The sequence below is a fragment of the Prolixibacter denitrificans genome (genome assembly GCF_003014495.1).
In the GTDB taxonomy this organism is placed as follows: domain Bacteria; phylum Bacteroidota; class Bacteroidia; order Bacteroidales; family Prolixibacteraceae; genus Prolixibacter; species Prolixibacter denitrificans.
In genome coordinates, this window is the sequence record NZ_PYGC01000003.1 from 434,330 (window position 1) to 460,611 (window position 26,282).

General features: G+C 46.2%; 17 protein-coding genes. 12 read left to right on the forward strand and 5 right to left on the reverse strand.

Translation table 11 applies throughout. From position 1 onward, the window contains the following. Window positions 1-45: 45 nt before the first annotated feature. Window positions 46-2,226 carry a hypothetical protein gene (locus CLV93_RS08750; RefSeq protein ID WP_106541789.1) on the reverse strand — a complete coding sequence of 727 codons (2,181 nt, stop codon included), beginning with the start codon at window positions 2,224-2,226 and terminating at the stop codon, window positions 46-48. Between the two features lie 430 nt (window positions 2,227-2,656). On the opposite strand from CLV93_RS08750, the gene CLV93_RS08755 reads away from it, so the two are divergent. From CLV93_RS08755 to CLV93_RS08770, 4 genes are read left to right on the forward strand one after another with little or no spacing between them, the layout of a single operon-like run. Continuing rightward, window positions 2,657-3,922 (forward strand): KamA family radical SAM protein, encoded by a 1,266-nt coding sequence (locus CLV93_RS08755; RefSeq protein ID WP_211297785.1) that lies wholly within the window; start codon window positions 2,657-2,659, stop codon window positions 3,920-3,922. 21 nt (window positions 3,923-3,943) lie between these two features. Next, entirely contained in the window at window positions 3,944-4,975 is a 1,032-nt protein-coding gene (locus tag CLV93_RS08760; protein ID WP_211297786.1) for a D-alanine--D-alanine ligase family protein, read from the forward strand. Next, entirely contained in the window at window positions 4,935-5,894 is a 960-nt protein-coding gene (locus tag CLV93_RS08765) for a D-alanine--D-alanine ligase family protein (RefSeq protein WP_106541790.1), read from the forward strand. The genes CLV93_RS08760 and CLV93_RS08765 overlap by 41 nt, the downstream gene beginning before the upstream one ends. Further along, a complete protein-coding gene (locus CLV93_RS08770) occupies window positions 5,875-6,372 on the forward strand; it encodes a GNAT family N-acetyltransferase (RefSeq protein ID WP_106541791.1) in 498 nt (165 codons plus the stop codon). Before CLV93_RS08765 ends, CLV93_RS08770 begins: the two co-directional genes overlap by 20 nt. Before the next feature lie 38 nt (window positions 6,373-6,410). Here CLV93_RS08770 and CLV93_RS08775 read toward each other — a convergent pair whose 3' ends face one another. Both CLV93_RS08775 and CLV93_RS08780 read right to left on the reverse strand, forming a co-directional pair. Further along, on the reverse strand, window positions 6,411-8,726 hold the full coding sequence (locus CLV93_RS08775; protein WP_106541792.1) for a GH92 family glycosyl hydrolase: 2,316 nt from the start codon (window positions 8,724-8,726) through the stop codon (window positions 6,411-6,413). 180 nt (window positions 8,727-8,906) lie between these two features. Beyond that, complete coding sequence (locus CLV93_RS08780) at window positions 8,907-9,485, reverse strand: HdeD family acid-resistance protein (protein ID WP_106541793.1); 579 nt, start codon at window positions 9,483-9,485, stop codon at window positions 8,907-8,909. A gap of 180 nt (window positions 9,486-9,665) precedes the next feature. Here CLV93_RS08780 and CLV93_RS08785 point away from each other — a divergent pair, with 180 nt between their 5' ends. After that, window positions 9,666-10,652 carry an isoaspartyl peptidase/L-asparaginase family protein gene (locus tag CLV93_RS08785; protein WP_106541794.1) on the forward strand — a complete coding sequence of 329 codons (987 nt, stop codon included), beginning with the start codon at window positions 9,666-9,668 and terminating at the stop codon, window positions 10,650-10,652. A 67-nt stretch (window positions 10,653-10,719) separates the two neighbouring features. Here CLV93_RS08785 and CLV93_RS08790 read toward each other — a convergent pair whose 3' ends face one another. Then, the gene (locus tag CLV93_RS08790) at window positions 10,720-11,814 is read right to left on the reverse strand and encodes a glycoside hydrolase family protein (protein ID WP_106541795.1); all 1,095 of its coding nucleotides are present in this window, start codon (window positions 11,812-11,814) and stop codon (window positions 10,720-10,722) included. A gap of 17 nt (window positions 11,815-11,831) precedes the next feature. Continuing rightward, the gene (locus CLV93_RS08795; protein ID WP_211297787.1) at window positions 11,832-12,959 is read right to left on the reverse strand and encodes a carbohydrate-binding family 9-like protein; all 1,128 of its coding nucleotides are present in this window, start codon (window positions 12,957-12,959) and stop codon (window positions 11,832-11,834) included. Window positions 12,960-13,260: 301 nt separating this feature from the next. Here CLV93_RS08795 and CLV93_RS08800 point away from each other — a divergent pair, with 301 nt between their 5' ends. The 7 genes from CLV93_RS08800 (at window position 13,261) to CLV93_RS08830 (ending at window position 26,276) form a co-directional block, all read left to right on the forward strand. Beyond that, window positions 13,261-13,779: a DUF4251 domain-containing protein gene (locus CLV93_RS08800; protein WP_106541796.1), complete on the forward strand. Its 519-nt coding sequence runs from the start codon at window positions 13,261-13,263 to the stop codon at window positions 13,777-13,779. 310 nt (window positions 13,780-14,089) lie between these two features. Further along, window positions 14,090-14,761, forward strand: a complete 672-nt coding sequence (gene queC, locus CLV93_RS08805) for a 7-cyano-7-deazaguanine synthase QueC (RefSeq protein WP_106541871.1) — start codon at window positions 14,090-14,092, stop codon at window positions 14,759-14,761. A gap of 14 nt (window positions 14,762-14,775) precedes the next feature. Further along, on the forward strand, window positions 14,776-15,348 hold the full coding sequence (locus tag CLV93_RS08810; protein ID WP_106541797.1) for a 6-pyruvoyl trahydropterin synthase family protein: 573 nt from the start codon (window positions 14,776-14,778) through the stop codon (window positions 15,346-15,348). A 6-nt stretch (window positions 15,349-15,354) separates the two neighbouring features. Further along, complete coding sequence (locus CLV93_RS08815; RefSeq protein WP_106541798.1) at window positions 15,355-16,224, forward strand: 7-carboxy-7-deazaguanine synthase QueE; 870 nt, start codon at window positions 15,355-15,357, stop codon at window positions 16,222-16,224. Window positions 16,225-16,253: 29 nt separating this feature from the next. Continuing rightward, window positions 16,254-17,141, forward strand: coding sequence for an NADPH-dependent 7-cyano-7-deazaguanine reductase QueF (locus CLV93_RS08820; protein WP_106541799.1), 888 nt, complete (start codon window positions 16,254-16,256; stop codon window positions 17,139-17,141). A gap of 107 nt (window positions 17,142-17,248) precedes the next feature. Further along, window positions 17,249-22,051 carry an OmpH family outer membrane protein gene (locus tag CLV93_RS08825; RefSeq protein WP_106541800.1) on the forward strand — a complete coding sequence of 1,601 codons (4,803 nt, stop codon included), beginning with the start codon at window positions 17,249-17,251 and terminating at the stop codon, window positions 22,049-22,051. Between the two features lie 19 nt (window positions 22,052-22,070). Further along, window positions 22,071-26,276 (forward strand): hypothetical protein, encoded by a 4,206-nt coding sequence (locus CLV93_RS08830; RefSeq protein WP_106541801.1) that lies wholly within the window; start codon window positions 22,071-22,073, stop codon window positions 26,274-26,276. Window positions 26,277-26,282 lie beyond the last annotated feature (6 nt).

Sequence of the window (26,282 nt, forward strand, 5' to 3'; positions counted from 1 at the left end):
CCGGCAGGGCTTTCGTTACTAAATTAACCACCAACAGACAGCGAACTAATCGCTTGCCTGAAGTTTCTTCAGTTGCTTTTGCGGATAGGTTTCATCCGGTTTCAACTGCAAGGCCTTCTGATAATAAAACCTTGCCACGGTAGGATTTTGTTGATGAAACGCGGTATCCGCTTTGCGAATTTCTTCGTTGTATAAATTGTCGATGCTGCTTTGGCGCGCCCCGGCAATAATGGAGGCAATTTCCTTTAAACGATCGTCAGCCACGGTATCGGCTTTAATACCAGCCGCCCGCCTGTAATAGAAACGTGCCACTGCATATTCACCCTTATCAAAAGCATCATCGGCTTTTTCGATAGCAGCAGTAAACTGCCGGCGCTGTTCATCCGATTGCCAGTCCTGCATGGCCCGGTCAATCGCCTCGAGCTTCCGACGCGGATACTTTTCCCACGATTTAATATCCAACGCTTTCCTGTAATTCAACCTTGCGTTGGCATAATTTTCCTGCTGAAAACTTTTGTCACCATTGGAAATAAAAGCCAGGTATTTCTCCTGCATGTCGGCAGTGATGTGAGCAGCAATCAATTTATCGCATTCGTTCACGCGTTCTCCGGCATACGTGTCGCCGGGCTTTTCCTTCAGAGCCTCGAAGTAATAGAAACGGGCTCCCGACCACTCACCTCGCTTAAAGGCCTGGTCTGCCTGAGCAATCTGCTTCTGGTAATCGGCAGAAACGTGCGTCGGCTTTGAGGCAACAGTGCGAACGACCGATTGTGCAGAAGGCTGAGAGGCTGAAGCCAGTTGTTGCTGATTCAGCATGTGCTGTGCTTTCAAACCTTTTTCCCGGGCAACCGAATCTTTTTTCAGACTATAGGCCTGACCGAAGAAATTAACAGCCTGTTCGTAGCTGCCAGCAGCGAATGCCTGGTCTCCCTGCTCCATCAAACTACGAAAATGCTCTTCTTTCGCTCTGGCCTCGGCCAATGCACGCCGTTGCTCCTGCTGATTTTTCAACAGCACCGAAGCCGAATCGCGTAGCGCAGTCACAGTCGCGTCGTCTGGTTTCATGTTCAGTGCTTCGTTAAAAATATCGACTGCCGAGCGGTAATTCTTTGCATCCAGCTGTTGATTTCCCCTGGAAACTGCATCAGAAAAAGCTGCAGCCAAAGAAGCATTTCGGGCAATCAAACGGTTGATCTCGGCAATCTGCTGCTGCGGTTTTTCACTATTGGGTAAAATCGTCAGCGCCTGCTGGTAAGCCAGCTTTGCATCGGGATATTTCTTCAGACCCAAAAGACTGTCGGCTTTGCTCATCGCCTGACTGAACGCTTTGTCTTTTGCTGCCGCTTCGGCGAACAACCGGGCTTTCTCATCAGCTATCGCCTGCAAACGCTCATCTACCAACTTAATCTTGGCTTGCGCCAACGAATCACCAGGAATCAGATTTAACGCTTTCTGATAAGCATTTTTGGCGTCGTCGAACGATTTTGCGTTGAACCGGGTATCACCTTCGCTGATAAACATAGCATACTGCTGCCTGGCTACATCCGGTTTCTTTTCATTTGATTTCACCTCTTTTTCAGCCTCACGAATCTTCTTTTTCAAATCGGAATCGCGCGGATCGAGATTTTTAGCCCGCTCGATAGCTGCCATCGCCAGCGCCCATTGTCCCTCGGTCTGGTATTCCTCGGCCTGCGACAACTGCTCATTAACTTTGCGCTCCACATTTTCAGCGACAGCTTTTTCAATCTGATGATGAATTTTTTTATCGCTGTAAATTGCTTCTGCCATAAATCCATCTTCGTCTTTCGAGTAATGAATTTTAGCAATAGGCTTCCGACTGAATTCGGGATGTAATCCCTCGACAGCCGGATGGAGTGTTACCTGAAACCGGAATGGTTTGAAGTAGGGGTCAACCGACCAAACCTCTTCAGGCACAATCGTCGAGACTTCGAAAATTTTGGTGAAATAGCCTTCATCCTGAAAGCCAACTAAGTACTTCTTCTGATAAGAGAGTGTGATGTGAAAATACCCACGGTCATCGAGGTCAATTCCGGGCAGGGCTTTATTATCCGTTTCATTAAAAATGGTAATACGGATACCCTCCGAAACATTCCTATCCGTGGAGGCTCGTCCATCCAGAACAAATAAGTTCTTTTTCTGCGCTGTGGCTGTAGGGGGACCAAACAGGCATAGGACGGCCAACAAGATTAGTAAACGGGGTGTCATAAATCAGGTTTTTTAGCCGTATCCAAAAAGGAAAAAGCAAATTCACTTATACGAAGATACGACTTTCCGATAACTTATACTGATTTTAAACAATAACAAGTCATATTTCCCGTTACGGAAGAAGCATTTCCAGAGGCTCATCTTCTTAAAAATTCCAACCAACAGACGTTGGATTTTATAAAAAAAGATAAGTTATTACCCTCGACCAGCATCAAAACCAACAAACAGCTAATAACCAACACAATAACGCCTCACAAAAAAGTGATGCCTCCCCTCAAAATATTACCCCGAAATTGTACATCCAATTGAATTTTGCCATAGCTTTGTTTTGATAATCAAGGCCGCTGTCAGGCCCGTAACGAATTTAAATTGTGAGCAATGAATATACGACAGACACAAAAAACAACACTCAAGAAAATTATTTTTATCCATGAAATCAGAAATGACCACTGCAAGGAGTACTGCTTCTGGTGAGAATACTCAGGTCGACTCACCGGACGCACCTGTCCCGCTCGTCGTAGCAGGACAACACCCAGACCAACTGGAAAGAATGAGCATCGTCCCAAACTTTCCCTACGACGAATCTGTAACTCGATTTATCAACCAATTTTATCCCACTGCTACCATCCGTGACTGGAACAACTGGATCTGGCAACTAAAAAACAGCATCCACACAACACAACAGTTAACGGATATTTTGGGAAAAACAGAAGGAGAACTGATCTCCTCCCTCCCCGAAAATCATCTGCCTTTTCAGATTACACCTTATTTCGCCAGTTTGCTAAGCAGATTACCTGGCAGGCATCCGCTTTACCGGACCGTCATTCCTACGAAGGAAGAGCTAATTGTGAGTCCGGGTGAAGTTGCCGACCCACTCAACGAGACAGGTGATTCACCTACCCGACTGATCGTTCACCGCTATCCCGACCGGGTATTGTTCCTGGTCACTGGCTTTTGCTCGGCATATTGTCGTTATTGCACCCGCAGTCATATGGTTGGCAAACAGCATAAAAGCCACGCCTCAACCCGCGAATGGGATATGGGCATTGAATACATTGCTCAAAACAAGCAGATACGTGACGTGCTGATTTCCGGAGGTGACCCCCTCACCTTACCAGACTTCCGACTGGAATATCTGCTGTCAAAACTTCGGGCTATTCCGCATGTGGAAATTATCCGAATCGGAACCAAAGTTCCGGTCGTGCTTCCTATGCGCGTCACCAACTCGCTTACGCGGATGCTGAAAAAATACCATCCGCTGATGATGAGCGTTCACTTTGCACATCCTGACGAGCTTTCAGTCGAAACACAGGAAGCCTGCAATCGTTTGGCCGACGCCGGCATTCCGCTGGGTAGCCAGACGGTCTTGCTGAAAGGGATTAACGATGAAGTGGAAACCTTCAAAAAATTGAACCAGGGATTGCTGAAAGTCCGTGTTCGCCCGTACTATATCTACCAGTGTGACCCGATTCCCGGTTCGCTGCATTTCCGGACTCCGGTAAGTAAGGGACTGGAAATCATACAGGGATTACGAGGTTACACCTCTGGGTATGCAGTACCTCATTTTGTTATCGATGCCCCCGGGGGAGGCGGTAAAATTCCGTTGCTTCCCAATTATTTACAGAGTATCGAAAACGGAGAAGTGATACTGAAAAACTACGAAGGGAATACATATACCTATCCTGACATTGCTTAACACATCCGATAACGATCGAAAATGATTACTGTTGGTTTAACCTTCGATTTGAAGGATGATTACCGGCGCCTGGGATATTCAGAAGAAGCCATCGCCGAATTCGATGCAATCGAAACGATCGAAGCAATCGAGGAGAATCTGCGTGCGCTGGGTTATCATACACTTCGCATCGGGAACCTATTCGCCCTGGTACAATTTCTGGCCTCAGGCGAACGGTGTGACATGGTTTTCAATATCGCCGAAGGAATGCACGGCATTGCCCGGGAGTCCCAGATACCGGCACTTCTGGATGCCTACCAAATTCCTCATGTGTTCAGCAGTGCCACGGTAATGAACCTGACACTAGACAAAGCACTGACCAAAATGGTGATTCGGGAGGCTGGCATCCCAACAGCTCCTTTCACAGTGATTCACCATGTAGAGGAGCTCGACGATGTGAATTTGCCTTTCCCGTTGTTTGTCAAACCGGTGGCTGAAGGCACCAGTAAAGGCATCGATGGTTACTCACTAATTGACACGCGGGAAAAATTACATTCGAGCTGCGCATTTTTGCTAAATGCTTTCCATCAGCCGGTATTGCTGGAGACTTTCCTTCCTGGAAGAGAATTCACGGTAGGCATTGTTGGTTCGGGTAAGAAAGCACGTGCACTGGGTGTAATGGAGATTGTTTTCAATGACGCCTGCCCGGATAAAATCTATTCCTATTCGGTAAAAAAAGAATACGAAAAGTATGTGACTTACCGGCTTGCCAACGACAAACTGGCGAGACAATGTGCCAAACTGGCTTTAGCCGCATGGAACGAAATTGACGGTAAAGATGCCGGACGAGTTGATTTTCGCACCGACCGAATTGGCGTCCCGAACTTTGTGGAAGTAAACCCGTTGGCCGGACTCAATCCGACCTATTCGGATTTACCGATCCTGGCGCGGCTAAGCAATTATTCTTACCGGGAATTAATAGGAGAAATCATGCAATCGGCTCTTAAAAGAGCTGGCCTAAAGGAGGAAGCAAATGATGAATCAGGATACCAAACAAGTCATTATTCTGCATAATCCGCTTTCGCCCAATCCTACCGAAGATGAACGGGATGTATTGGATCAGGCTCATTTGGTAAAAGAAGCGCTGAAAGAACTTGGGTACCATTCACAACGGATGGAATTCAATTTGAATATTCCGTGGTTCATCGATGGTATTCGTAAAGTCGATCCGGCATTCATCTTCAACCTGGTAGAAACTGTTGATGGAAGAGGAAAGTTGAGTTTTATGGCACCCGCAATTCTGGAATCCAGAGATATTCGTTTCTCCGGTTCAGGTTCTACAGCCATGTTTCTGACCACGGATAAAGTGACGACCAAGAAAATTTTACGTTCAGAGCATATCGCCACTCCCAATTGGGCAACAACCAGCGAAGCCATCGAACCGGCAAAGGAATATATTCTGAAGCCAATTTCGGAAGATGGTTCTGTTGGTATTACCGATGAGCTCATATACATGGGAAACCGGATTGAACACATCCCGGAAGATTGGTTTGCTGAAGAATTTATTCAGGGAAGAGAATTCAATGTCTCGGTTTTAGCCGGAACAAGAGGCCCGGAAGTTCTTCCGCCGGCCGAAATGCGCTTCAGGAATTATACCGAGGATCGGCCACGTATATTAGGTTACAAAGCCAAATGGGATTCCGATTCATTCGAATATAAAAACACGGTACGCTCTTTCGCTTTTGAAGCGAAAGATGCTTCGTTGCTGGCCGAACTGAAACGCATCAGCGCGCAGTGCTGGTCCGCTTTCGGACTGATAGGTTATGCTCGGGTTGATTTTCGGATTTCGAATGAAGGAATTCCTTATGTCATCGAAATCAATGCCAACCCATGTATTTCGCCAGACAGTGGTTTTATCGCCGCCTGTGAGCAGGCCGGACTTGGAAATACTGAAGTGATTAAACGAATTATAGATGATATTGACCGAAAATAAGACAATTACCTTCCGGCAGGAAGTTCGCCCTTCGGATTACGATGCAGTGAAACGTATCTTGGCGTCAACGGGCTTTTTCCGTCCCGATGAGGTGGATGTGGCACTGGAACTCGTTCAGGAATATCTTACGAGAGGAGACGAAAGCGGCTATCATTTTTTCTTTGTGGATGTGGATGCCGAAACGGTTGGGTATACTTGTTATGGCGAAATTCCCTGTACCATAAAAAACTATGATTTATACTGGATTGCCATCGATTCGAGCCATCGCCGAGGCGGACTGGGGAGACAATTGCTTCATAAAACAGAAGACGCCATCCGGACATCCGGAGGGCGTTTTATCTACATCGAAACATCGGGACGTGCATTGTACCAGCCCACGGTAGAGTTTTATCTCCGCATGGGTTATGAATTGGTAGCTGAACTCAAAGATTATTATGATCGAAATGACAGCAAACTGATTTTCAATAAACAATTATAAAGCTGTGAAGTCGGGAACTTCCGATTAGATATCGTGTGTTATCTTTCCAACGAAAAGGGACGGTCCTCCGGGGCCGTTCCCCATTTCTTGTTGGGTTTGTCTCCCAACTTCATCTCCAGCACGCCGCCTTTTAAGATATCGGAATGCCGGATATAATTCTTATGGTATTTTTTCCCGTTCAACTTCACCGACTGAATATACAGCTTACCAGATGACGCACCCGGTGCCAGAATAGTAAACTTATTTCCGTTTTCGAGATTTAATGTGATTTTATCAAAAGCCGGGGTAAAAATCACATACTCCGGAACCGACGGACAAACCTGGTACAATCCCATGCAACTGAAAACATACCAGGCCGATATCTGACCGGCATCGTCATTTCCACTTAAACCACCGGGTCCGTTGCTGTATTCATTGTGCCGGATTTCTGCCACATGCTCTTGTGTTTTCCACGGTTCCCCGGAATAATTGTACAAGAACGGAATCTGATGTCCCGGTTCATTTCCATGCCAGTACTGACCTTTGGCAAAAAATTCATCGAGTTGCTGATTGAATGCCGCTTCACCGCCCATCAGCTTAATCAAACCACCAATATCCTGCGGAACGAACCAGGTATATTGCCAGGGCGTTCCTTCCGAGATGAACGAAGCACTCTTTTCGCGGTCAAAATCCTTACTCCAGGAACCATCGGCATGGCGCCCACGAACACTTTTTACCGTCGGATCGAATACGTTTTTATAATTCATTGATCGTTGCCGGAAAAGATTTTGGTCCTTCTTTTCACCCAACAAACCCGCGACCTGGCTCAGTGCAAAATCGTCGTAAGCATATTCCAGTGTTCGCGAAACCTGTTCGCGGTGATGATACGCATCTTTCACTTCATCTTCCAACGGAATGTAGCCATATTTCAAATAACTGGTCAGTGCCCGGCGACCTTTCCCGTTGACATAGTCAGCCGAATCAGCCGGCGTTTCCATCGCGTTCTTGCGAAGAAGCTCATAATCATCATCCGTTAAGTCAATGATGCCCTTCATGGCTGCATCGGCCAAAGTTGCCACAGCATGGTCGCCAATCATCTCGGACGTATAATTGTTCCAGGCCGGAAAAATCGGTAACCACCCACCACTGTATCCTTTTTCCAGTAATGATTTCATCATATCATAACTCCGACCGGGTTGCAGTAAATCGAGCAACGGATGTTCCGCCCGGAACGTATCCCACATCGAAAAGTCTCCATAATAAACAAAAGTCTTATCAGTCTCTATCTGATACTGCTTATCGAACTTCGGGAATGTGCCACCGTCATCGGAAAACTGGCGTGGCAACAACATACTGTGGTATAACGCGGTATAAAACTTCTCTTTGTCTTCGTCGGTACCGCCGCCCACATCGACCCGCTGCAGCACGTGATTCCAGATTTGGCGGCCTTCCTTCCGGACATAATCAAAATCATGGTCACCAATTTCCATCTCCAGGTTATCTTCTGCTGCAGCAAAAGAAGTAAAAGATGCTCCTATTTTCAGACTAACCGGGTCGCCTGCCGGCTGTGATAATTTTATCCAGACACCAATATTCTTTTCATCTTTCACGGTAGTAACCCCCGAAAGAACTGAGTCGCCTTTCCACACGCCAAAATCAGTAATCTTTTCAGGAAGTTTTACTATAAACCAACCGTTAAAACCGGCCGGTTCTCCCAATCCCTGGTAGATACGGTGAACCGGGTTGTAACATCGGATTTCGTTCTTTACCGTATCCACTTCAACAAAGCCTTGACCTTCGTCGGAGTTGGGATTAAACAGAATGTACTTGGCAGAGTCGGTCATCCAGGTAAATCGCAAAACAGACGAGTGATTTTCGGCTGTCAGTTCTGCATTCACTTTGTAGTCGTCGAGAAATACCTGGTAGTAATTAGCTTTGGCTGTTTCACGTTCGTGCGAAAAAGAAGAAGCTCTTTCTTTCACGTCCGGAATCACCTTTCCTGACAGGGGCATAATGGTCATGCTGCCATAATCCTGCGTACAGGAGCCACTCATCCAGTGAGTACCCGGAAATCCCTGTATTTTGGCATCAGCATAATAATACGGAGCCAGACAATGCGCCTCTGAAACACGCGTCTGTGGAGTCCATTGCGTCATCCCGAAAGGAAATCCAACACCGGGAATTACTTGTGCATGACTGGAATTACCACCACCAAATTTTTTTGAAGAGGGAGTTGTGGCATCGCCTGTTCCGATTAACGGGTTGACAAAGGCAGTCAGGTTGCCATGTTCCTCTTCAACAGCGTCATACGAAGGAGAGTGACAGGCAGTCATTAAAAACAATGGCAGGTATGCCAGTACACGAGCAAGAATCATGGCGTTTCAGAAATAGGATTAGAGAATCAATTATTAAGCACTTTCAGCGTCTGAATATAGCGAATTTCGCCTGAAACGCCTTAATTTCCTGATGGTTTCCTACTCTCTCCTCACTTAAAATTTCCTTAAGCTTTCACGGAAGGCAATTTGAAAAATAAAATTTAGTTGGTTTTCTGACAGTTACAGCTCCTCAAAATGTGTATCTGTCACCTCCTTTCCATGGTACGTTTTCGGTTGGCGACTTAGTTTCCATGACATGTACAACTCAGCTAGTCCGTAGATTAACAACAAAACTCCAATGAAAGTCAGAATGGTTTCTGCACTGCTAAAAGGATTGGCCAGCATAACGCCTCCTGCAATTATCACTAAAACTGAGATAATAAAGTAAATCCACGACCAGCCGTATTCGTGCCGCGCATTCAGCGCTCCCATCAACTGGAAAATACCGATAAACAGGAATCCAATTCCGAGTACAATCACAAATATTTTCACCATCGTTGCCGGAAGGGCCACAAACAGAATTCCAATGATCAGGTTGAAAACAGCCTGCGTCATGAGCATATTGCGGCCGGAAGGATTCTTGCTCCTGAGTGCAAATAACAACGACACCAATCCTCCCAACAGGATAAGCAAACCGATATATACAACAATACTTTGCAATGTGATATTCGGCACAAACACCGCCAATCCACCGGCAATCACGGCAATAACTCCGCGGACAAGCGCACCTCTGTAACTGGTAAACATACGGTTCTGCATACTTCACATATTTTGGTTACTAAACGCTTTTTGATTTAAAAAAATAACAATTTATTTTCACGAAGACCAATATCTACAGTAGAATCAATAAAAAGTACCCATAATTCCTTTTTAAAATTCATCTACTTTAGAAAAATTCTATATAAGTTGCCATTCGAATCTAAAATTGAAGGACAACTTATGATATCACGAAGGAAATTTTTAGCGGGTTCGGTAGTAGCAACGTCCGGATTACTTCTCAACCAGAAGGTTTCCGCTGCAGCGGAAAAAGTGGCTCCCACAACACCGTTGAAAGGAAAACCCATCATCATTTCAACATGGCGACACGGCTTGCCGGCCAATGAAGTGGCAGCTAAAATCCTGGTAGAAGGTGGTCGTTCGCTGGATGCTGTAGAAGCGGGTGCGCGTGTTCCCGAAGCCGATCCGAACATCATGACAGTTGGTTTGGGTGGTTATCCCGATCGTGACGGCTATGTTACGCTGGATGCCTGCATCATGGATGAAAAAGGCAATGCCGGTTCGGTTACGTTTCTGCAAGACATTGTACATCCTGTTTCGGTGGCCCGGAAAGTGATGGAAGATACGCCTCACGTGATGCTTTCGGGCGAAGGCGCTCTTCAGTTTGCACTGGAGAAAGGATTCAAAAAACAAAATCTTCTTACCGATAAAGCGAAGGAAGCCTGGGAAGAGTGGAAAAAGAAATCGAAATACGAGCCGGTCATTAACATCGAGAACCACGATACCATATCCATGCTGGCCATTGATGCCAACGGCGACCTTTCCGGAGCCTGCACCACCAGTGGAGCAGCATTCAAGATGCATGGCCGCGTAGGCGATTCACCCATCATCGGAGCCGGTCTGTTCTGCGACAACGAAGTGGGTGGAGCTGCCTCGACCGGTATGGGCGAACTGGTCATGAAAACCGTCGGTAGTTTTCTTGTAGTGGAACTGATGCGAAACGGGATGAGTCCTCAAAAGGCATGTGAAGAAGCCGTCCACCGAATCGCGAAAAAGATTCCGGGATACCAGAAGTTCCAAATCGGGTACATCGCCATTAACAAAGCAGGCGAAACAGGAGCCTATTGCATTCATCCGGGTTTCAACTATGCCTTGTGGAAAGATGGGCAAAACACCCTGACCGATGCAGAAAGTCTTTTTAAAAAATAAAAAATTAGCGGCACTGTATGCTCATCCAGTGCCGCTTTTGTTACTGCAATAAACGTATATAAACGGGTTAACTCAGGGTCTTTAATAAATTCCAGTGATTGTCCTTCATTCCATTATAATCGAATATGGCGATGCCGGCAGCCCCATTCTTTTTTGCAAAATGAATGGCACTTTCCATTTCTGCATCTGTTTTAAAAGCCGGTAGAAAAAGACCGGAAATTAACTCTGCATTTCCTTTCAAATCACGTACACCTTTTCGCGTGGCTTTCCCCACCCAACGTGCATCTTCATTATAGAAATTATTATAAATCATTGGGAAGAACATATCCAGATTCCAATCGTTCCACGACTGCCGGCAAATGGTACGAGCCAAATCCGGATAAGGAAAAACGGCTGCCGAAATCTTTTTCCCCTCCTGATGCACTTTTTCTGTCAACCGATTCACCAGGCGGGTTATTCTATCGTAACGGAACTGCCGCCAGTCTTTGCTCTTCGTCGGATCTTCCATCTCGTCCAAATCCTGGCCGTACTCATCTTTGAACTTTTGCTTGCAGGTATCGCAATAGCAGTAATCATACTCCGGGAATTCGTGATCCTGAACCAAATTGTATTTGGGCTGCAAACCGATCGGCAGAATTACATCCGGGTAACGGATATAATCGAGATGAACTGCGTCGACGCCATCAATTGCTGCCCGTGCCATCACCTGACTTTCGATATACTGATAAACCGCTTCCTGAGAAGGACACAGCCACTGGTAGTAATCAACGTACGGCCGTTTTTCCAGGCATGAATATCCTTCGCGGCTTACCTGGTACCATTCCGGATGTTTCTGCGCTTCCTTATCTCCGGGATGATTCATCGTTACATACCAAGCATGAAGCTGAAGTCCCAGCGACTTGGTAATCGGAGCTAGTCGTTCGAAATACTCCAAATCACCATTGGAACACACACCATCAAAACCATATTCCTTGATTTTAGCATAAGTGTCCTTGATCTGCTCGTCAGTCCAGTCACTCTTGCCTCCAATCCAAAGCCAAAGCTGATTTCCGTCTGCTTTCCTATGCTTAGGTTCAAAATTCCCGGCCAGCAATTGGTTACCCGAAAAGGTGACACCAGCTGCTACAGCCCCGATGGTTTTCAGAAAAGTTCGTTTGTCCATAGTTTATCGTTGGTTGGTTAATTGTCACTCCATGTTCTTCCTTCCTGGTTAATGTGCCAATTCTTTCCCGAAAAGGGTGATTGAATAATCGCTTCGTACATTTCGGGAGTCCTATATATTTTCACATTTAAAGAATCGGGCACTTCCCGAAGATCTGCAAGCTGGTTGACATCTGATGCATAACGATGATTGGTTGAGACATACCGTCGTTGCGCATAGTAAACCTGTCGCAAAGCCCATTTTACATCTTCATCACGGTTCCATTTGAAGGACGTTTTCCCTCCTCCGGAAGGAATATCCGAAAACTGCACAAAGCCCCACATTTCCGGCAGGTGCATATTAACTACTCCCTGTGGCGACCACACCCAATTATCTTCCGGGTACGAAAAACCTGTTGCCGGATTTATTTTCTTATGATATTTTCCATTAACTTTTTCAATCTGCCATTCCACGCGCGAGAAATTGACCCGCCATTGCACACCGCCAGCCGGCTTGCTTTTCAATTCGGCGTAAGCACTTAAAGGGAAAGCAATTTCGACTGTCCATTTTTTATCCCTATCAAACGGATTGTTCAATGTTCCGTCTACCGAAACGGCCGAAACGAGGCCTTTCAAATCGTAGTTATTTAGTACAAAATTCCGATCGCGGTACGGCTGTTCCAGCAGCAAATCCCAAACTGTATTGAGCGCATTCATTTCATACTCGGTGTAGTTGTGCGTGTCGCCATCCGGGTCGATGAATACCTCGAAATCATTATCATGAAAAATCACGGCATCCCGCTGTTTGATTGTTGCCCAGACGTCGGGTTCTTCTATCTCGGCTGCCACGTAAAAGAACTTGTCATCCCAAAGCATTTTGGCCCGGGTACGAAACCGTGGTACCGGCCGTGAACCACCTTCAATATCCTGAAAATCGTCCGTCCATTTGGCATGCTGCCAGGCTTCCTCATTCAGTTTTCCATCGATTACAATGGGCTCTGACGCACGATAGCAAACATATTCCTTAGGATGAAACGAACGAACAGGACTCATGAGCCGGCTTTTTCGCTCCTCTCTTGATTTGTTTCCGGCCAAAACATTACTGACGATGAGCAAAATCATCCCCACTCCTACCACATATCGAATCACCTTGATGTCACTGTCCATACCAAATATTCTCACCTGTTTTCTGGAAAATGGTTCATATTCACTCAAATTTACGTCAGGATTTTAATGAAATGGAAACTTTTAAAAAGTTTAATTGCAAGAATATTTACTTCTTTAATTTTAATAAGAAGTATTGTTTATTTCCACCCGTGAGATGAAGGATTAAAACGACGTTTTTCGTAACTTATAAGTTGCGTTCCTTAATTCTTTCAATTAATTCATAATTAGTGTTATAAATCAAAAACATGGCATGTCATTTGGAATATAAACGAAAGAACATGATGAATTAAAAACTTACATAATGATGAAAGGAAGAATCGTAGCATTATTGATGACATTAGCGTTGCTTGGAGCATCGGTTTATGCAGCAGAGAATCCTTCGAAACAGGATAAAAAGCAAAAACAGAAACAGCAAACAGAAAAGCTGGTGAACTCAAAACATTTTCAGTTTATTGCCAGACAAGCCATGCCTCTCGGCGGCAGAACCATGGACCTGACGACTAATCCCAATTTTGTCAGGTTTTATCCCGACAGTATTCAGGCAGATATGCCGTTCTTTGGACGAGCTTACAACGTGCCTTATGGTGGATCGGGAGGAATAAAATTTGACGGTAAGCCCAAAAAATTTACTATCACACCACAGAAAAAGGGCAAAGGATACCTGGTAGAGGCAACCGTTAACGATATAAGCGATAGTTATTCGATGACACTTTCGGTAAGCAACAATGGTTACGGTACGCTTACCATAAACAGCAACAACCGCAATTCAATCAGTTATTACGGACATATCAGTGCGCTGGAAAATAAGGAGAGCGAGTAGCCCCTTGAAACAGGTAACCTAATGGGCCGCGAAGAAATGTCGCTTCTTTACGGCCCATTTTTCATGCTGTTTGTTAAAAAAAGAAGCTTGCGGTAAGCCAAATGTTTCCTAACTTTGCGACGTTGATTACGTCAGCAGACAGTTCGAAACCATCCTGTCTATAAACAAAACTAGGGCCCATCGAGAGAGAAGATTTTCCCCTCCCTCTTCGAACTTTATGTTCGGATGTTACCTCGTATGTTTATTGCTTTTTCAGGAATACGGTTTCTCACTTCTGATGATTTTGGAAATATCTTATTTGTATCAGAATATGAAAAAAGCAATTGTCCTTTTATCCGGCGGCCTTGATTCATCGGTAGCTTTACACCTGGCCAAATCAAAGGGATTTGATGTTTATGCGCTTTCGTTCGACTATGGCCAGCGCCACGAACGTGAGTTGCAAAGTGCCCGCGAAACAGCCCAAAGTGCCGGGGTAAAAGAACATCACATTGTCAATATGCGACTGGATTTATGGGGAGGCTCTGCGCTGACCGATCAATCCATCGAAGTTGAAAACGGCGACGTTACCCGCACCGATATTCCGGTTACTTATGTTCCGGCCCGGAACATGGTCTTTTTGTCGGTTGCAGCATCGTACGCCGAAGCTATTGGCGCCCGTGATATTTTTATCGGGGTTAGCCAGGTGGATTATTCCGGTTACGTCGACTGCCGCCAGGAATTCATCGATGCTATGGAAGCCGCCATTAATAAAGGGACGGTTTGCGGTGCCGAGATGGACGATCCCATTCATGTACATGCTCCGTTTATCGACAAAACCAAAGCTGACGAAATCCGTCTCGGAATGGAATTGGGAGTTGATTTTGGCCTCACCTGGTCATGCTACCGGGGTGGCGAAAAACCGTGTGGAACGTGTGACAGCTGTCTGCTTCGCGCGAAAGCATTCGAAGAAGCCGGCTATACCGATCCGTTGTTGGAAAAATAAAAAAGCAGAGAGAGATGATTATCAGAAAAAAATTCCGGTTCGAAGGAGCCCATATTGTGCGCAATTGTTCATCGAAGTTGTGCCGCGAAAACATTCATGGCCATTCGTATGAAGTAGAAGTATTCATTAAATCGAACAAGCTGGACAAAGGATTTATGGTTCTCGATTTCATCCTGCTGAGTAAGGTGGGTGAATTCATCAACAGTTTCGATCACGCCTACTCGCTTTGGCAGGGAGAAAAGCCGGAAATCAAGGATGCCGTGTATCAAATCAACCAGAGAGTTGCTGAGATTCCTGTTTCGCCTTCGGCGGAAGGCTATGCTTTGATGTTTTTGTACGTGATTGACAAAATCATTCGAAACACTGAACGAAAAAACGGTGAAGGTGATATTCAGCTTCAATCGGTACGGGTTCACGAAACACAGACCGGTTATGCCGAAGCATTCACTGAAGATTTCGCACTGGTTGATTTTACGCTGGATGACATCAAGCTGAGTGAAGGCATCAGAACCGAATGGGACGACATGGATTGGTGGGAGGAATTGAAACAACAGAAAATTTTCAAAAACACTCATCTCGAAAATTAATTTCGCATGGCTGCGTCACTTCTTTTGGTCAATAACGGCATTTTCCCAATTACCCGGGATGCTGAAGGCAAGTTACTGACAGATGTGCCGGCCACCGGTCTGCAACATCCGGGAACCATACAGGGTGAAGGGAAATTGGTGGGCACGGCCTCGCTTTTCATTCGTTTATCGGGATGCAACCTCCGCTGCATGTGGAATATTCCGGGAGGCGGAGTAAGCGCTTGCGATACGCCGGACTCCTCGTTCGACGTGAGCAAAAACCAGCTGTGGAAAGTTGACGAAATCATCGAAACGGTAAGGCACAACCTGGGCGATATGTGCCATGTCGTGATTACTGGTGGAGAACCGACCATTCAGCATCGTTCCCTCAAAGAACTTTGCCGTCGGCTAAAAGAAGAATTTGACGTTCTCATTACCATCGAAACCAACGGCACCCTGTTCGATGAAGAGCTGGCCCGTCATATCGACCTGTTCAGTATTTCGCCAAAGCTCAGCGATTCGCTGGTGACCGAAGAGAAGCTGAAGCAGCTTCCTCAACAACTGGCTGAAAAAGTAGCTGCAGCTCCTTCTCAGAAAACACCATGCCCGGACGTCATTCAGCAGTACATCGATGTGTGCCTGAATTCCAATGGAGAAAAGGATTTCCAACTGAAGTTTGTGATGAGCGGATCCGAAAACACCGAATCTATTCACGAAGAAGTTCTGAATCATATTTCCGGCTGGAAACCTTCCGATATTCTGGCTATGCCGCTGGGAGGTAATCATCAGACGCTGGGGAAAACCAGCCTCCGGGTGCTCGAAACAGCCATTCAACATGGCTGGCGTTATTGTCCGCGCATTCACATCGATTTGTTTGGCGACAAACCGGGTGTTTAATTCCAAAATTTCCTGAGCAAACTATTACCATGAAAAATACGATCTCGACCGAAGATAAACTACTGGGCAAAAAAGTCGATTATCCAAAACAGTATGCGCCCGAAGTACTAGTTGCGGTTCCCCGCAAGGTAAACCGCGAACAATACGGTATCAGCGAACCGCCGACGGAGTTTATCGGACTGGATACCTGGCATGCTTATGAGGTCGGATTTCTAACAGAAAACGGTTTGCCTGTTACGGGTCTACTCAAGTTGGTTTATCCGTTCGATAGTCCGTTTCTGGTAGAAAGTAAGTCGCTAAAATTGTACCTGAACTCGTTCAATATGTCATCCTATGGAAATGATCCAAAATCAGGTATCGAACAGGTTACAGATATCATCAAAAAGGACCTGGAAGCGTTGCTAAAATGCGAAGTAAAGCTGGCATTTTTTGATAAAGAACCGGAAGTTGCAGCTCATGATTTTCAGGATTTCATGGTAATGGAAGAGGAGCTGGAACTGGGAAATATCCAGTTTAACGATTTCACAGAAAACCCGGAATTACTGAAATCAGCAAAATCAAACGAGAAGCAGTTAAAACTGGCGACGCATCTTCTGCGCAGCAATTGTAAAGTGACCCACCAGCCCGACTGGGGAAGTGCTTTTGTCCACATCAAAGGAGAAACATTGCCGGAACCAACAGGATTGCTCGAATACATTGTCTCCTTCCGGAATGAAAATCATTTTCATGAAGAAATTTGTGAAATGCTGTACAAACGGCTCTGGGACAAATTCCAACCTGAAAAACTGATGGTTACCTGTATTTACACCCGCCGCGGAGGAATTGACATTTGCCCGTCGAGAGTCAGTCACCCTGAGCTTTTGCCCTCAAATCTGACTTCCCCTGAGAAACTTTCGTCTAAATTACTGAGGCAATAATCTCAATATTTTAAGGTATTTCAACGTAAGGGAAGGCTATCTATTCTAAATCAACATATTGACATCTTGTACATAATCTCATATCTTTAATTGAAATAATTACAGATATGGGGACAGAAAAGATTGCTTTTTCCTCGCTTCGGTCCCTGATTCTAACCTCGAAAGAAAGCAGGCTACGAAGCAACAGCCGGCGCAATATGCTGAAAAAATTAGGCATTACGCTGGTTTCATGGAACCCGGCCGTCGACCTGATTAACGACACTCTCCACCAGAGACCGGTCCTCCACCATTCTCTTCACAAGCTCACCATCGCTTACAACCATCACAACTGGACCATTGACAAATCGTTGTTGGGGGGCCGTCCGCGTTATCGCGTTCAACAGAACGAAAAGGAAATCAGGATTCGTTTAAAGGGAAGCCGCTTCCCGGGACTCCAACTATCGCCTGATTTCACTGCCACCCTCAAATCTGGCACCTGGGGCTGGCAGCTTCATATCCGGTTCGATAAGCTGGGAATTGACCAACAGCTTTCGCTCGACGAGTGGCTGAATGGAAAAACCGTTCGCGGCAGTATTCCGATAGATGAAGTTATTAGGCTAGACCACTCCGATTCGATTTCCATTCGCTCGCTGGCAAATGTCGAAATCAGCTGCGACTGGCAACTTCATGCTCGCCTGCATTCCAAAATGAAACTGACGTTCTCCGGAGAATCACTCCAGTTTTCGGGATTTGAACTCTCCCCCAATCTTCAGGATACGAAACTAAAAAGCCCGGTTTCATTTTTGAATTTTACCCTTCCGGGAAAAGGGACCAGCAGACCTGTTCCTATCAATTCTGACAGGATATCGAATTCTTCAGAAAAAACAAGTCAGCAAATAAACGCGCTCCTGTTTGACAGAGAAAAATCGTATTATCAAAATACATTGCTGGCCTACTGTGGTAAAGAAAATAGCCCGGCTTACTACTATCATCCTTTCAGGAATGAGGCTTCGCTTCCACTAATCGAATCCATCGTCTCCGTTCATTACGGAGAGAGAAAATCGATCGAACTTCAGGGGAAGGTAGGCCATTCACCTTCTTGGATAAACATACCTGGTGCAGCCTTGTGCCTGCACGACGAACCGGAAGTCGACGATAATTTCCAGCTGACAATCGGCGATAATGGAAATGAATTGATTGCCTGTGCCGTTCCTTTGGCAGGAACCCGCATCGGCATTGAGGGTGCCGTGAGCCTGCCGGTACAATCGCTTCCGCAACAAATTATTCTTTCCGGCGAGGCGAATTCGAGTCCGAATATTCAAATCAATCCGCAGGTCAGATATACGCGACTCCAACTTGATGTCCCGATTCGTCTCTCGATGCTACGGGCTGAAGATTTAGTCGAACTATCATTCGAATTTTATAATTGTCGCTATACCAATAAGCAACAGCAATCCTATATCGAGTTGCGCGATGCCGGTAAGCCCGGATACATGGTGGTTTATTTTCCGCCACAACATGTTCTTGAGGAGGCTTTTTTCCGCACCAGCGAATTAAAGACCAACGAACCGGGTGCCAACGCAACAGGCAGTAATCAACCGGTAGCTCTTCCGGCTAAGTTTGAAACAGCAGGGAAAAGCCGGCTTGTTTTTGAGCTTTCCAAAGAATTCGAGGGCATGCCGCTAATAGTCAATCAACTGCTTAGTTGGGAACGCTTTAAGCTACGTATCAATCCCAGGGCCTGGCTTTTTACCGGACTGAATACCACACGGATGATCATTCCGGCCAATATCAGTCGTTTCAGGCAACCAGCGCAGATTTCCATTCCTAAAAATATGAAGCCTCTCAATATTTCCATTATCAGAAATACAGAGAAAGCCACGGAATCGGAAATTCGCATTGCGGCGCATTCGCGAAAGCAAGAGGTCTCTGAGCAACGCTATGAGGAGCAGAATGCCGGCAAGTTTCTTCCGGCACAGGTTCCCACGCTGACGCAGCTCAGGCAAATGAACTTTGTCAATATGCGACCTGTCAACTTCTTTGCTCCTCCCACCGGCATGGAAACATCGCTCGAAATCCCCGGAAGGTTGTTCATTTCACCTAACCAACTGGCAGGCTTCCGTCATATTCTCCAAATAATCAACTCGTATGACGACAGCTACCGACCAAAGACTTCGATACAATTAAAACCGATGATGGCCATGCGGCGAATCGGTTCATCGGCTAACTCTGAAGCGACACAGGAAGTTCCTTACCAGAATCAGATTTTCGAGTTGTGGCATACCCGTATGGGAGTTCAACTGAAAAGCGGTGAAGTCTCCGAAGAAGTTTTCAAAAACCTGAGCACGATACGGGCGATCTGGTCCAGGGATGTTTATAACGGCAAAAATCTTCAATATCCCGGGAACAATGTAGAAATTCCATTCAGAGCCTCACTCAATGCCAAAGACCGAAATGATTTGGTGCATCAAACTTCGCACTATGGAGCAGATTTCACGCCGAGAGCGGTGGCTGTAAACCGACTGATGCTTTCTGCGTTGGGAGGCTGGCTCGATGCTCACGGTAATTTTGATTATAAGGATATTCAGGATGCCGGATTCTCCCTCATCGACTGGAAACACCTGGCCACATTGGGTCGCGACCAATTTGTCAGGGTCGTTCGACGCGGCTACCTTTTCCCGTTCGGGCATGAAGCAGCACTCATTAAGATTACGCAGCGTGAATTCGATGAACCCACCCGTTCGGCAGCCGATATTCAGCGGATGTTCGTCGTGGTGAGAGAACCGGAGTTCTTCTATGACCCGTACACTGCGAATAATCAATTCAACGCCTTTCCATTCCAGTCCATTCGTCTGGTAAGTTTGGTTACACCTGCCATCGATTTGCCCACATCTCTGGTCAGTTCACCGGCACAGAACTTCCTGATTAATGTGGGCAGCAGTCCTTTCCGGTTTAAAATGGAAGCGGTTGATAAAGAAGGCACCACCATTCATTTCCGCTGCCCGATGGTGTTCATTGAGGATTATGCTGACTTTCTGGGACAACATATCAACGATGTCATAAAAATTTATAATCAAACAGATGAAAACAACAATAGTCAGGACGATATATATCAAAAGGTAAGAACCACGGAGTTAAACGGGCAGCAAATTGCTTATGCTGACAGTATTTTACCGGATGATACAAGCCTTGAGACCGTTACTCTGCGATTTAAAGCCAAACCTTACTCCTATCCGGGTACCCGCATGAATTTTTACCCGGAAATCGATTATGCGGAAGTTCTGGTTAAAGCCGCCGAAGAATTTACCGGTCAAAAACAACCTGTCAAAATTGAGTTGTATGACGACCGCAACGAAGGAACCGTTTGGTCGAAAATGTGGAAAGACGAAAAACTTCCCATCGATTTCAACGGTGGTGCCGATAAAACCGGAGGTTTTCTCTCCCCCAACATTTCGGTAAGTGGATTATCCAAGATTTTCGGCCCTGTTTCCGGAGACGTTAATTACATCGCCGGACTGAGCTTTGAGCCAGATAAATTTTTTCCAGATACACCGGACATTCCCGGATTCAACCTTCCTAAAATTTTTGGGGCTTTGCCACTGGGAAAACTCCTCAATCAGGTCAACCTGGGAGCAAGTGCGTTTAATCAGCTAAAAAATCAACTTTCCTCCTACCGGGAACAGATTGATGAAGTCAGAAAACAAATCCTACTGAAACAGGCCGAACTGGAGAAAGCCATTGCCGAAAATAAAACCGAGGATATTGCAAAGCTTAAAAATGAAATAGCCACAAAAACCAATGACTTACAGAGTCTCGCCAACCAGGTACGAGACTTCATGAACGGTCAGACGCCACGTATTCCAAATTTAAAAACCTACCGGGTAGGGAATTCATTTGTGGCCGAATACCGGTGGCAGCCCGAATTTAATAAAACGACTACGGTTTTCGACGGTTTTATCGCGCTCAATGCTGATGATCCGAATAATACGCTAACCATCAACAACCGGATGGTTAAGTCGATCGATGCACAAACGCCACCACAGGTCGAAGTGATGGCCAGCATGCAAAATTTCAATGTCTCGATTGGTGGTATGATAGCCGTTGATTTCCGGAAACTGACATTCAAAGCAGGAACACAAACCAAGAAAGATGTCAAAGTTCAGTTGGGTACAGTTCCGTTGCGTTTCCTCGGACCACTTTCGTTTGTTAACGGCTTGCAACAAATTATTCCGGCCGAGGGCTTTGGCGAGGGTGTCACCATCAAACTGGAAGGTGCTGGCATTCGTGCGGGATACGATTTGAAGATTCCACCCATCGAAGTCGGAATTTTCTCATTGGCCAACGTGTCGCTCGGAGCTTCGCTTTATCTTCCCTTTACAGGCGATCCGTTGACACTTGGATTTAATTTCTGCACCCGGCAAAATCCCTTCCTGTTAAGGGTTAGTCTCTTTGGCGGCGGAGGATTCTTCGCTTTGCAGACCTCGATTGCCGGATTGACCAAACTGGAAGCGGCCTTCGAGTTTTCTGCAGGCTTATCGCTCAATGTGGGTGTTGCCAGTGGCGGCGTACAGGTGGCCGGCGGCTTCTATTACAGCATCGAGTACGAAAACGACCAGTCAATCTCGAAACTCTCCGGTTACCTGCGTATCAACGGTAACTTATCGATATTGGGCATTATCACCCTGAGCATGGAGTTTTACCTGTCGCTGAACGCGATTATCGTCAACAAAATGATTAATGGCGAGACGGTAAAGAAAGTCGAAAAGATGATCGGTGAGGCCAGCGTCAAGGTAAAAATAGAGGTGCTCTTCTTCAGCAAAAGCGTTACCGTAAAAGTAAGACGCGAACTTCGGGCTGCTGATGCCGACCCATTATTCTCTGATACGATTCCGGAGCCGGCCTGGCTCGATTACTGCAAAGCATTTGCCTAACCCCTAATCCGAGCAAATCATGAAACAATCCATTCTTTTCACAGCGCTTCCTAACGGACGTACCAGCCAAAATGGTCAGGATTACCTGCGCTTGTCTTTGGCTATTGCCATTCAACTGGCGGGTTCGGGCAAATTAAAACTCAAGAATTTTCCTGATATACTGAAATGGCACGACGAGCTGAATGCAATGCAGTTTTCACTGAATATGGACGGTAAAGAAAGTGTCATTCAACCGGTTCAGGATAGACTCGATCCATTTCTTTGGAGTGATCTTTTCCACGAAGATATCAAGGTGGAGAGCTATAAAAAAGAAGACTATACGCTTTCGCGGATACACAGCTACCAGGTGGCGTCAATGAAAACCTTTCTGCTGAAAACGTACACGCAATTCGGAACAAAATCGCCGGAGATAGTTGTTCGCGGAAAAGTTCTATTGGAAAATACCGAGGTGAAGAACATCGGCCGTTTCAGACCTTTGCAGGAAACCCAAATCAGGCAATTCCAGCGACAACCCATCACCAACATCCGACCAATGGTTACCCGCGAACTAGTCAAAAATAACATGTTGGAAGAAGACCACAGTAAACTTCTCTCTGCCAGGAATTATAAAGAATTGAAATTACAGGCGAAGGTACCGGCATACAATTTTGTTCAGTTGCGTGATTTTCACAAGTACAAAATGAAAATGCTGCAAGCTCCCTTGCTAAAGATTGAAAAGCCGGAATTTGAGTTTCACGATATTCTGGCCGCTTTGGGAAGCTATCCGCAATTGCAACGGAAATTCGGGCTGGTACTCGATTTTCTCGTCCCGATTCCTGAAAATGTTGCCCCGGAAAGTACACTCAAGATCTATCCGTCGGTGACCGACTGGGAAGTAGAAACCGAAATTTCGACTCCCCGAACGGCTTATCGACTGACCAGTGACGGATTCTACGCCCGCGAAAAGAACGATGCGTTCCTGCACAACGGCTTTGTCAAAATCAACACTCCGGAATTCTCAGCTAACCAGATTGACACCGACGGAACAGCCGTCCAGCTATCTGAAATGGTCGACAACCAAATTGAAAAGAATTCCATCAGGCAGATTCAGGTTACGGAACAAAGTCAGCAAATCGAGCGCATGACCATCACCAATCTGGCACTGAATCTGGCACACGAAAAAGACGAGGAAGAAGATGACGAAGGGATGCCGCCCATGCGCAGTGCCGGAATTGGCATTATCAAAAACGACATCGATGTGTTTGTCGACCATCGGTTTCAGATCACACAAAAGCTCCAGGCCGATTTTTCCGCTACGCATTACCGAAAAAGAGAGCACAATATCATTGCGCCAGAAGAGATACTTTACGCTGAAGACGTAACGCTGGGATACCGGATGGACATCGCTTACAGCGAGCAACCGGATAAATGGTATTCGCTTCACCGGAAACAGGACAGGGTAAACTATTACGACGAAAACAACAATCCCACCGAGATAAGTGATATAGAGCCTGACGAAGGTTTTCTGCAGATGGCAGCCAGTCAGGATCCGGAAAACCCTGACGACTTTTTTGTCAGTGAAACACTCTTTCGCTGGGAAGGCTGGAGTCTTGCTGTTCCACGTCCCGGGTTGGCCATTAACGAAGCAGACGACTCGTCGCCCGACAAAAGTCATGATTACGTTCACCGGACCATGGCTGACGAACAAAAAAAGTTTGCGTTCGACCCAACATTGGATTTCAAATTGAATGTTCAGTCAGAAATCATTCCGGGTACGCTTCCGCGACTGCGTTTTGGAAAATCATACAATATTAGGGTTCGCACCGTTGACCTTGCAGGGAATAGTGTAGCATTGAAAAGCGAGACTGATAGTTCGGATAAATGCATCATTTCCGGATTTGTTTACCAGCGTTACGAACCGGTTTCCAATCCGCTGCTTCTGCTGGCAAACGCTTTGCGGCAGGGAGAAACACCTGAATCGCTGGTAATCCGGAGTAATTTTGACCAAACCGCCGAGGCATACGAACAAGCCGAGGGTACTGGAAATGGAACAACTGCCCGTCATTTGCTTCCGCCGGAAAACAGCCAGCTAATGGCCGAAACTCATGGACGCTTCGACAAAGCATTTGACGATAATCCAGACGCCGCACGTGAGATGTATCAGCTCATCGTGGGCCGGGAGAAATCACCGGAAGTGATGGCTGACGGGAAAGACAAAATCTACTCCGAATCGGAAGCTTCGATCCAATATATCCCCGATCCGGCTGCAGCCGGTGTAGCCATTTTCCTGGCTGACGGTTATGAAAAAACGCACGAAAAGACATTCGACCCACGCTATTTCAGCTTTTTCTCTTCCAGTGAACTCAATCCAACTAACAACACGGAAGGCGAAGGCGACTGGTTGAAATATCGCTCATTACGCATTCAGCTGGCTGAAGGTGACTTCGGGACAACCTGGAGTTCGGGCAACCGGATGTTGACCGTTCGTTTGCCGAAGGGCTACCGCCTGAAACTGAAATTCACCTCTTTCTGGCGCTCCACCGATTTGCAGTCGCTGTCGGGCGTTTGGAAGATGTTGAAAGAAGAATCACCCGGAGACCAGAAACTGAGACAACTAGCTTTCACCGGCAGGCACTGGATGCTCAGTCCCGGCCGTGAACTGGAACTGGTTCATGCCGTTCAACAACCGGTAGAAGAGCCGAAAATCGATGTAATACAACCAGCCAGAGATTTTGGCTCGACGGATGCCGATTTGAATACGAAGCTGAAAATTCATGCCCGCAGTACGGAAGAAATGTATGTCGAAGCACGTTGGAAAGACATGGACGACAATCCCTTATTGACGGAACCCAAAGAGGTAGATGCCAATTCACAACTCGACCAGTTTGTAGTTGGTTATCACGAATCCGAAAAGCAGTTTGGGTATATCAGTACCGCCAAAGAAAAGCCACAGATGAAACTGAGAATCGCCGGCCCCATGATCAAAAAAATAGAGCCCGATCAGAAGCCTGTCCAATTGTTCCGGATGAAACCTGATGTTACGTTCAAAACCATTACCTATCGTGGGTTTGTTTTGGCAATTCCCCCGTTGGTACATCGGTTCAACGATACCAAACACCGTTGGGTCGATTATCGCCCGGTAGGAACTTCGCGCTATGCGGAAATGTTTGTCCGCGAAAGCGACGAAACACCTAAACCGGTAAAACGCGAAGGTCCCTGGTTTGAGAAGGTGAATATTCTTTCCACCGCCAGGCCGGCTATTCCGAAAGTAGAATATGTTCTGCCTCTGATGCACTGGGAAAAATCGGATGGTAACAAAGTGATGATTCACAAACGAAATGGTGGTGGATTGCGTGTTTACATGGACCGTCCGTGGTTTTCATCCGGCGAAGGAGAGAAACTGGCCATCCTTTTAATGCCGCAAGGCAACAAAGATAAAACCGCCATGATGCGGGCGGCTCAGCGTTACAATCCCAACTTCACCATGTGGGGAATCGACCCGATTCATCCATCGACAAAACCCGATAAAACCGGGCCATTACCCGATGATTTTGGTTTCAATGCAGAAACCGTTCGAAATCTGGAGCACCCGGGAGTTAAAAATATCCGTACGGATGCGGTTATTTATCCGGTTCGGTTTGACAAGCAGCGGAAAAAATGGTACGCCGATATCAGCATTAGTACGCAGCGGATGTATTTCCCGTTCATCCGGTTGATCCTGGCTCGTTATCAGGAAAACTCACTGAAGGAAGGAAATCACGATGTTTGTCTTAGTGAACCTGTTACCGCTGATTTCATGCAATTACTTCCCGACAGGCGCACGCATATCGAATTCAACAACGACGCTAATAACTCGCGGTTTAGAATCACCATTTCCGGTTTGGTTTCTCATGTTTACCCCAACCATCCGGGTAGTTATTTCGAAATTACTTTTATCGACCCGGAACTGGCGCAACCCATTGATGCAATTTTAGATGATGACCGCACAGACAAAGCGCTTTCGCGATACAACTACACGATAGCGGTTTCAGAAAAAAACGTAAACAACGGATATTTTCGGTTGGTAAAAGACTTTAACTTGCCCGGAAAATACCGCTCCACTCCCTTCGAGATTATCATCCGGGAGTATGAGCGTTCCGGCGAGCAGTTAAAAACAACTCTTCGGCAACGAGGCGATGGACTTCCGCCCAACAACGAACCGCGTCTTGTTTATGCCGACGTCTTCAAAATCAATGTAAAAAAATAGACCGTT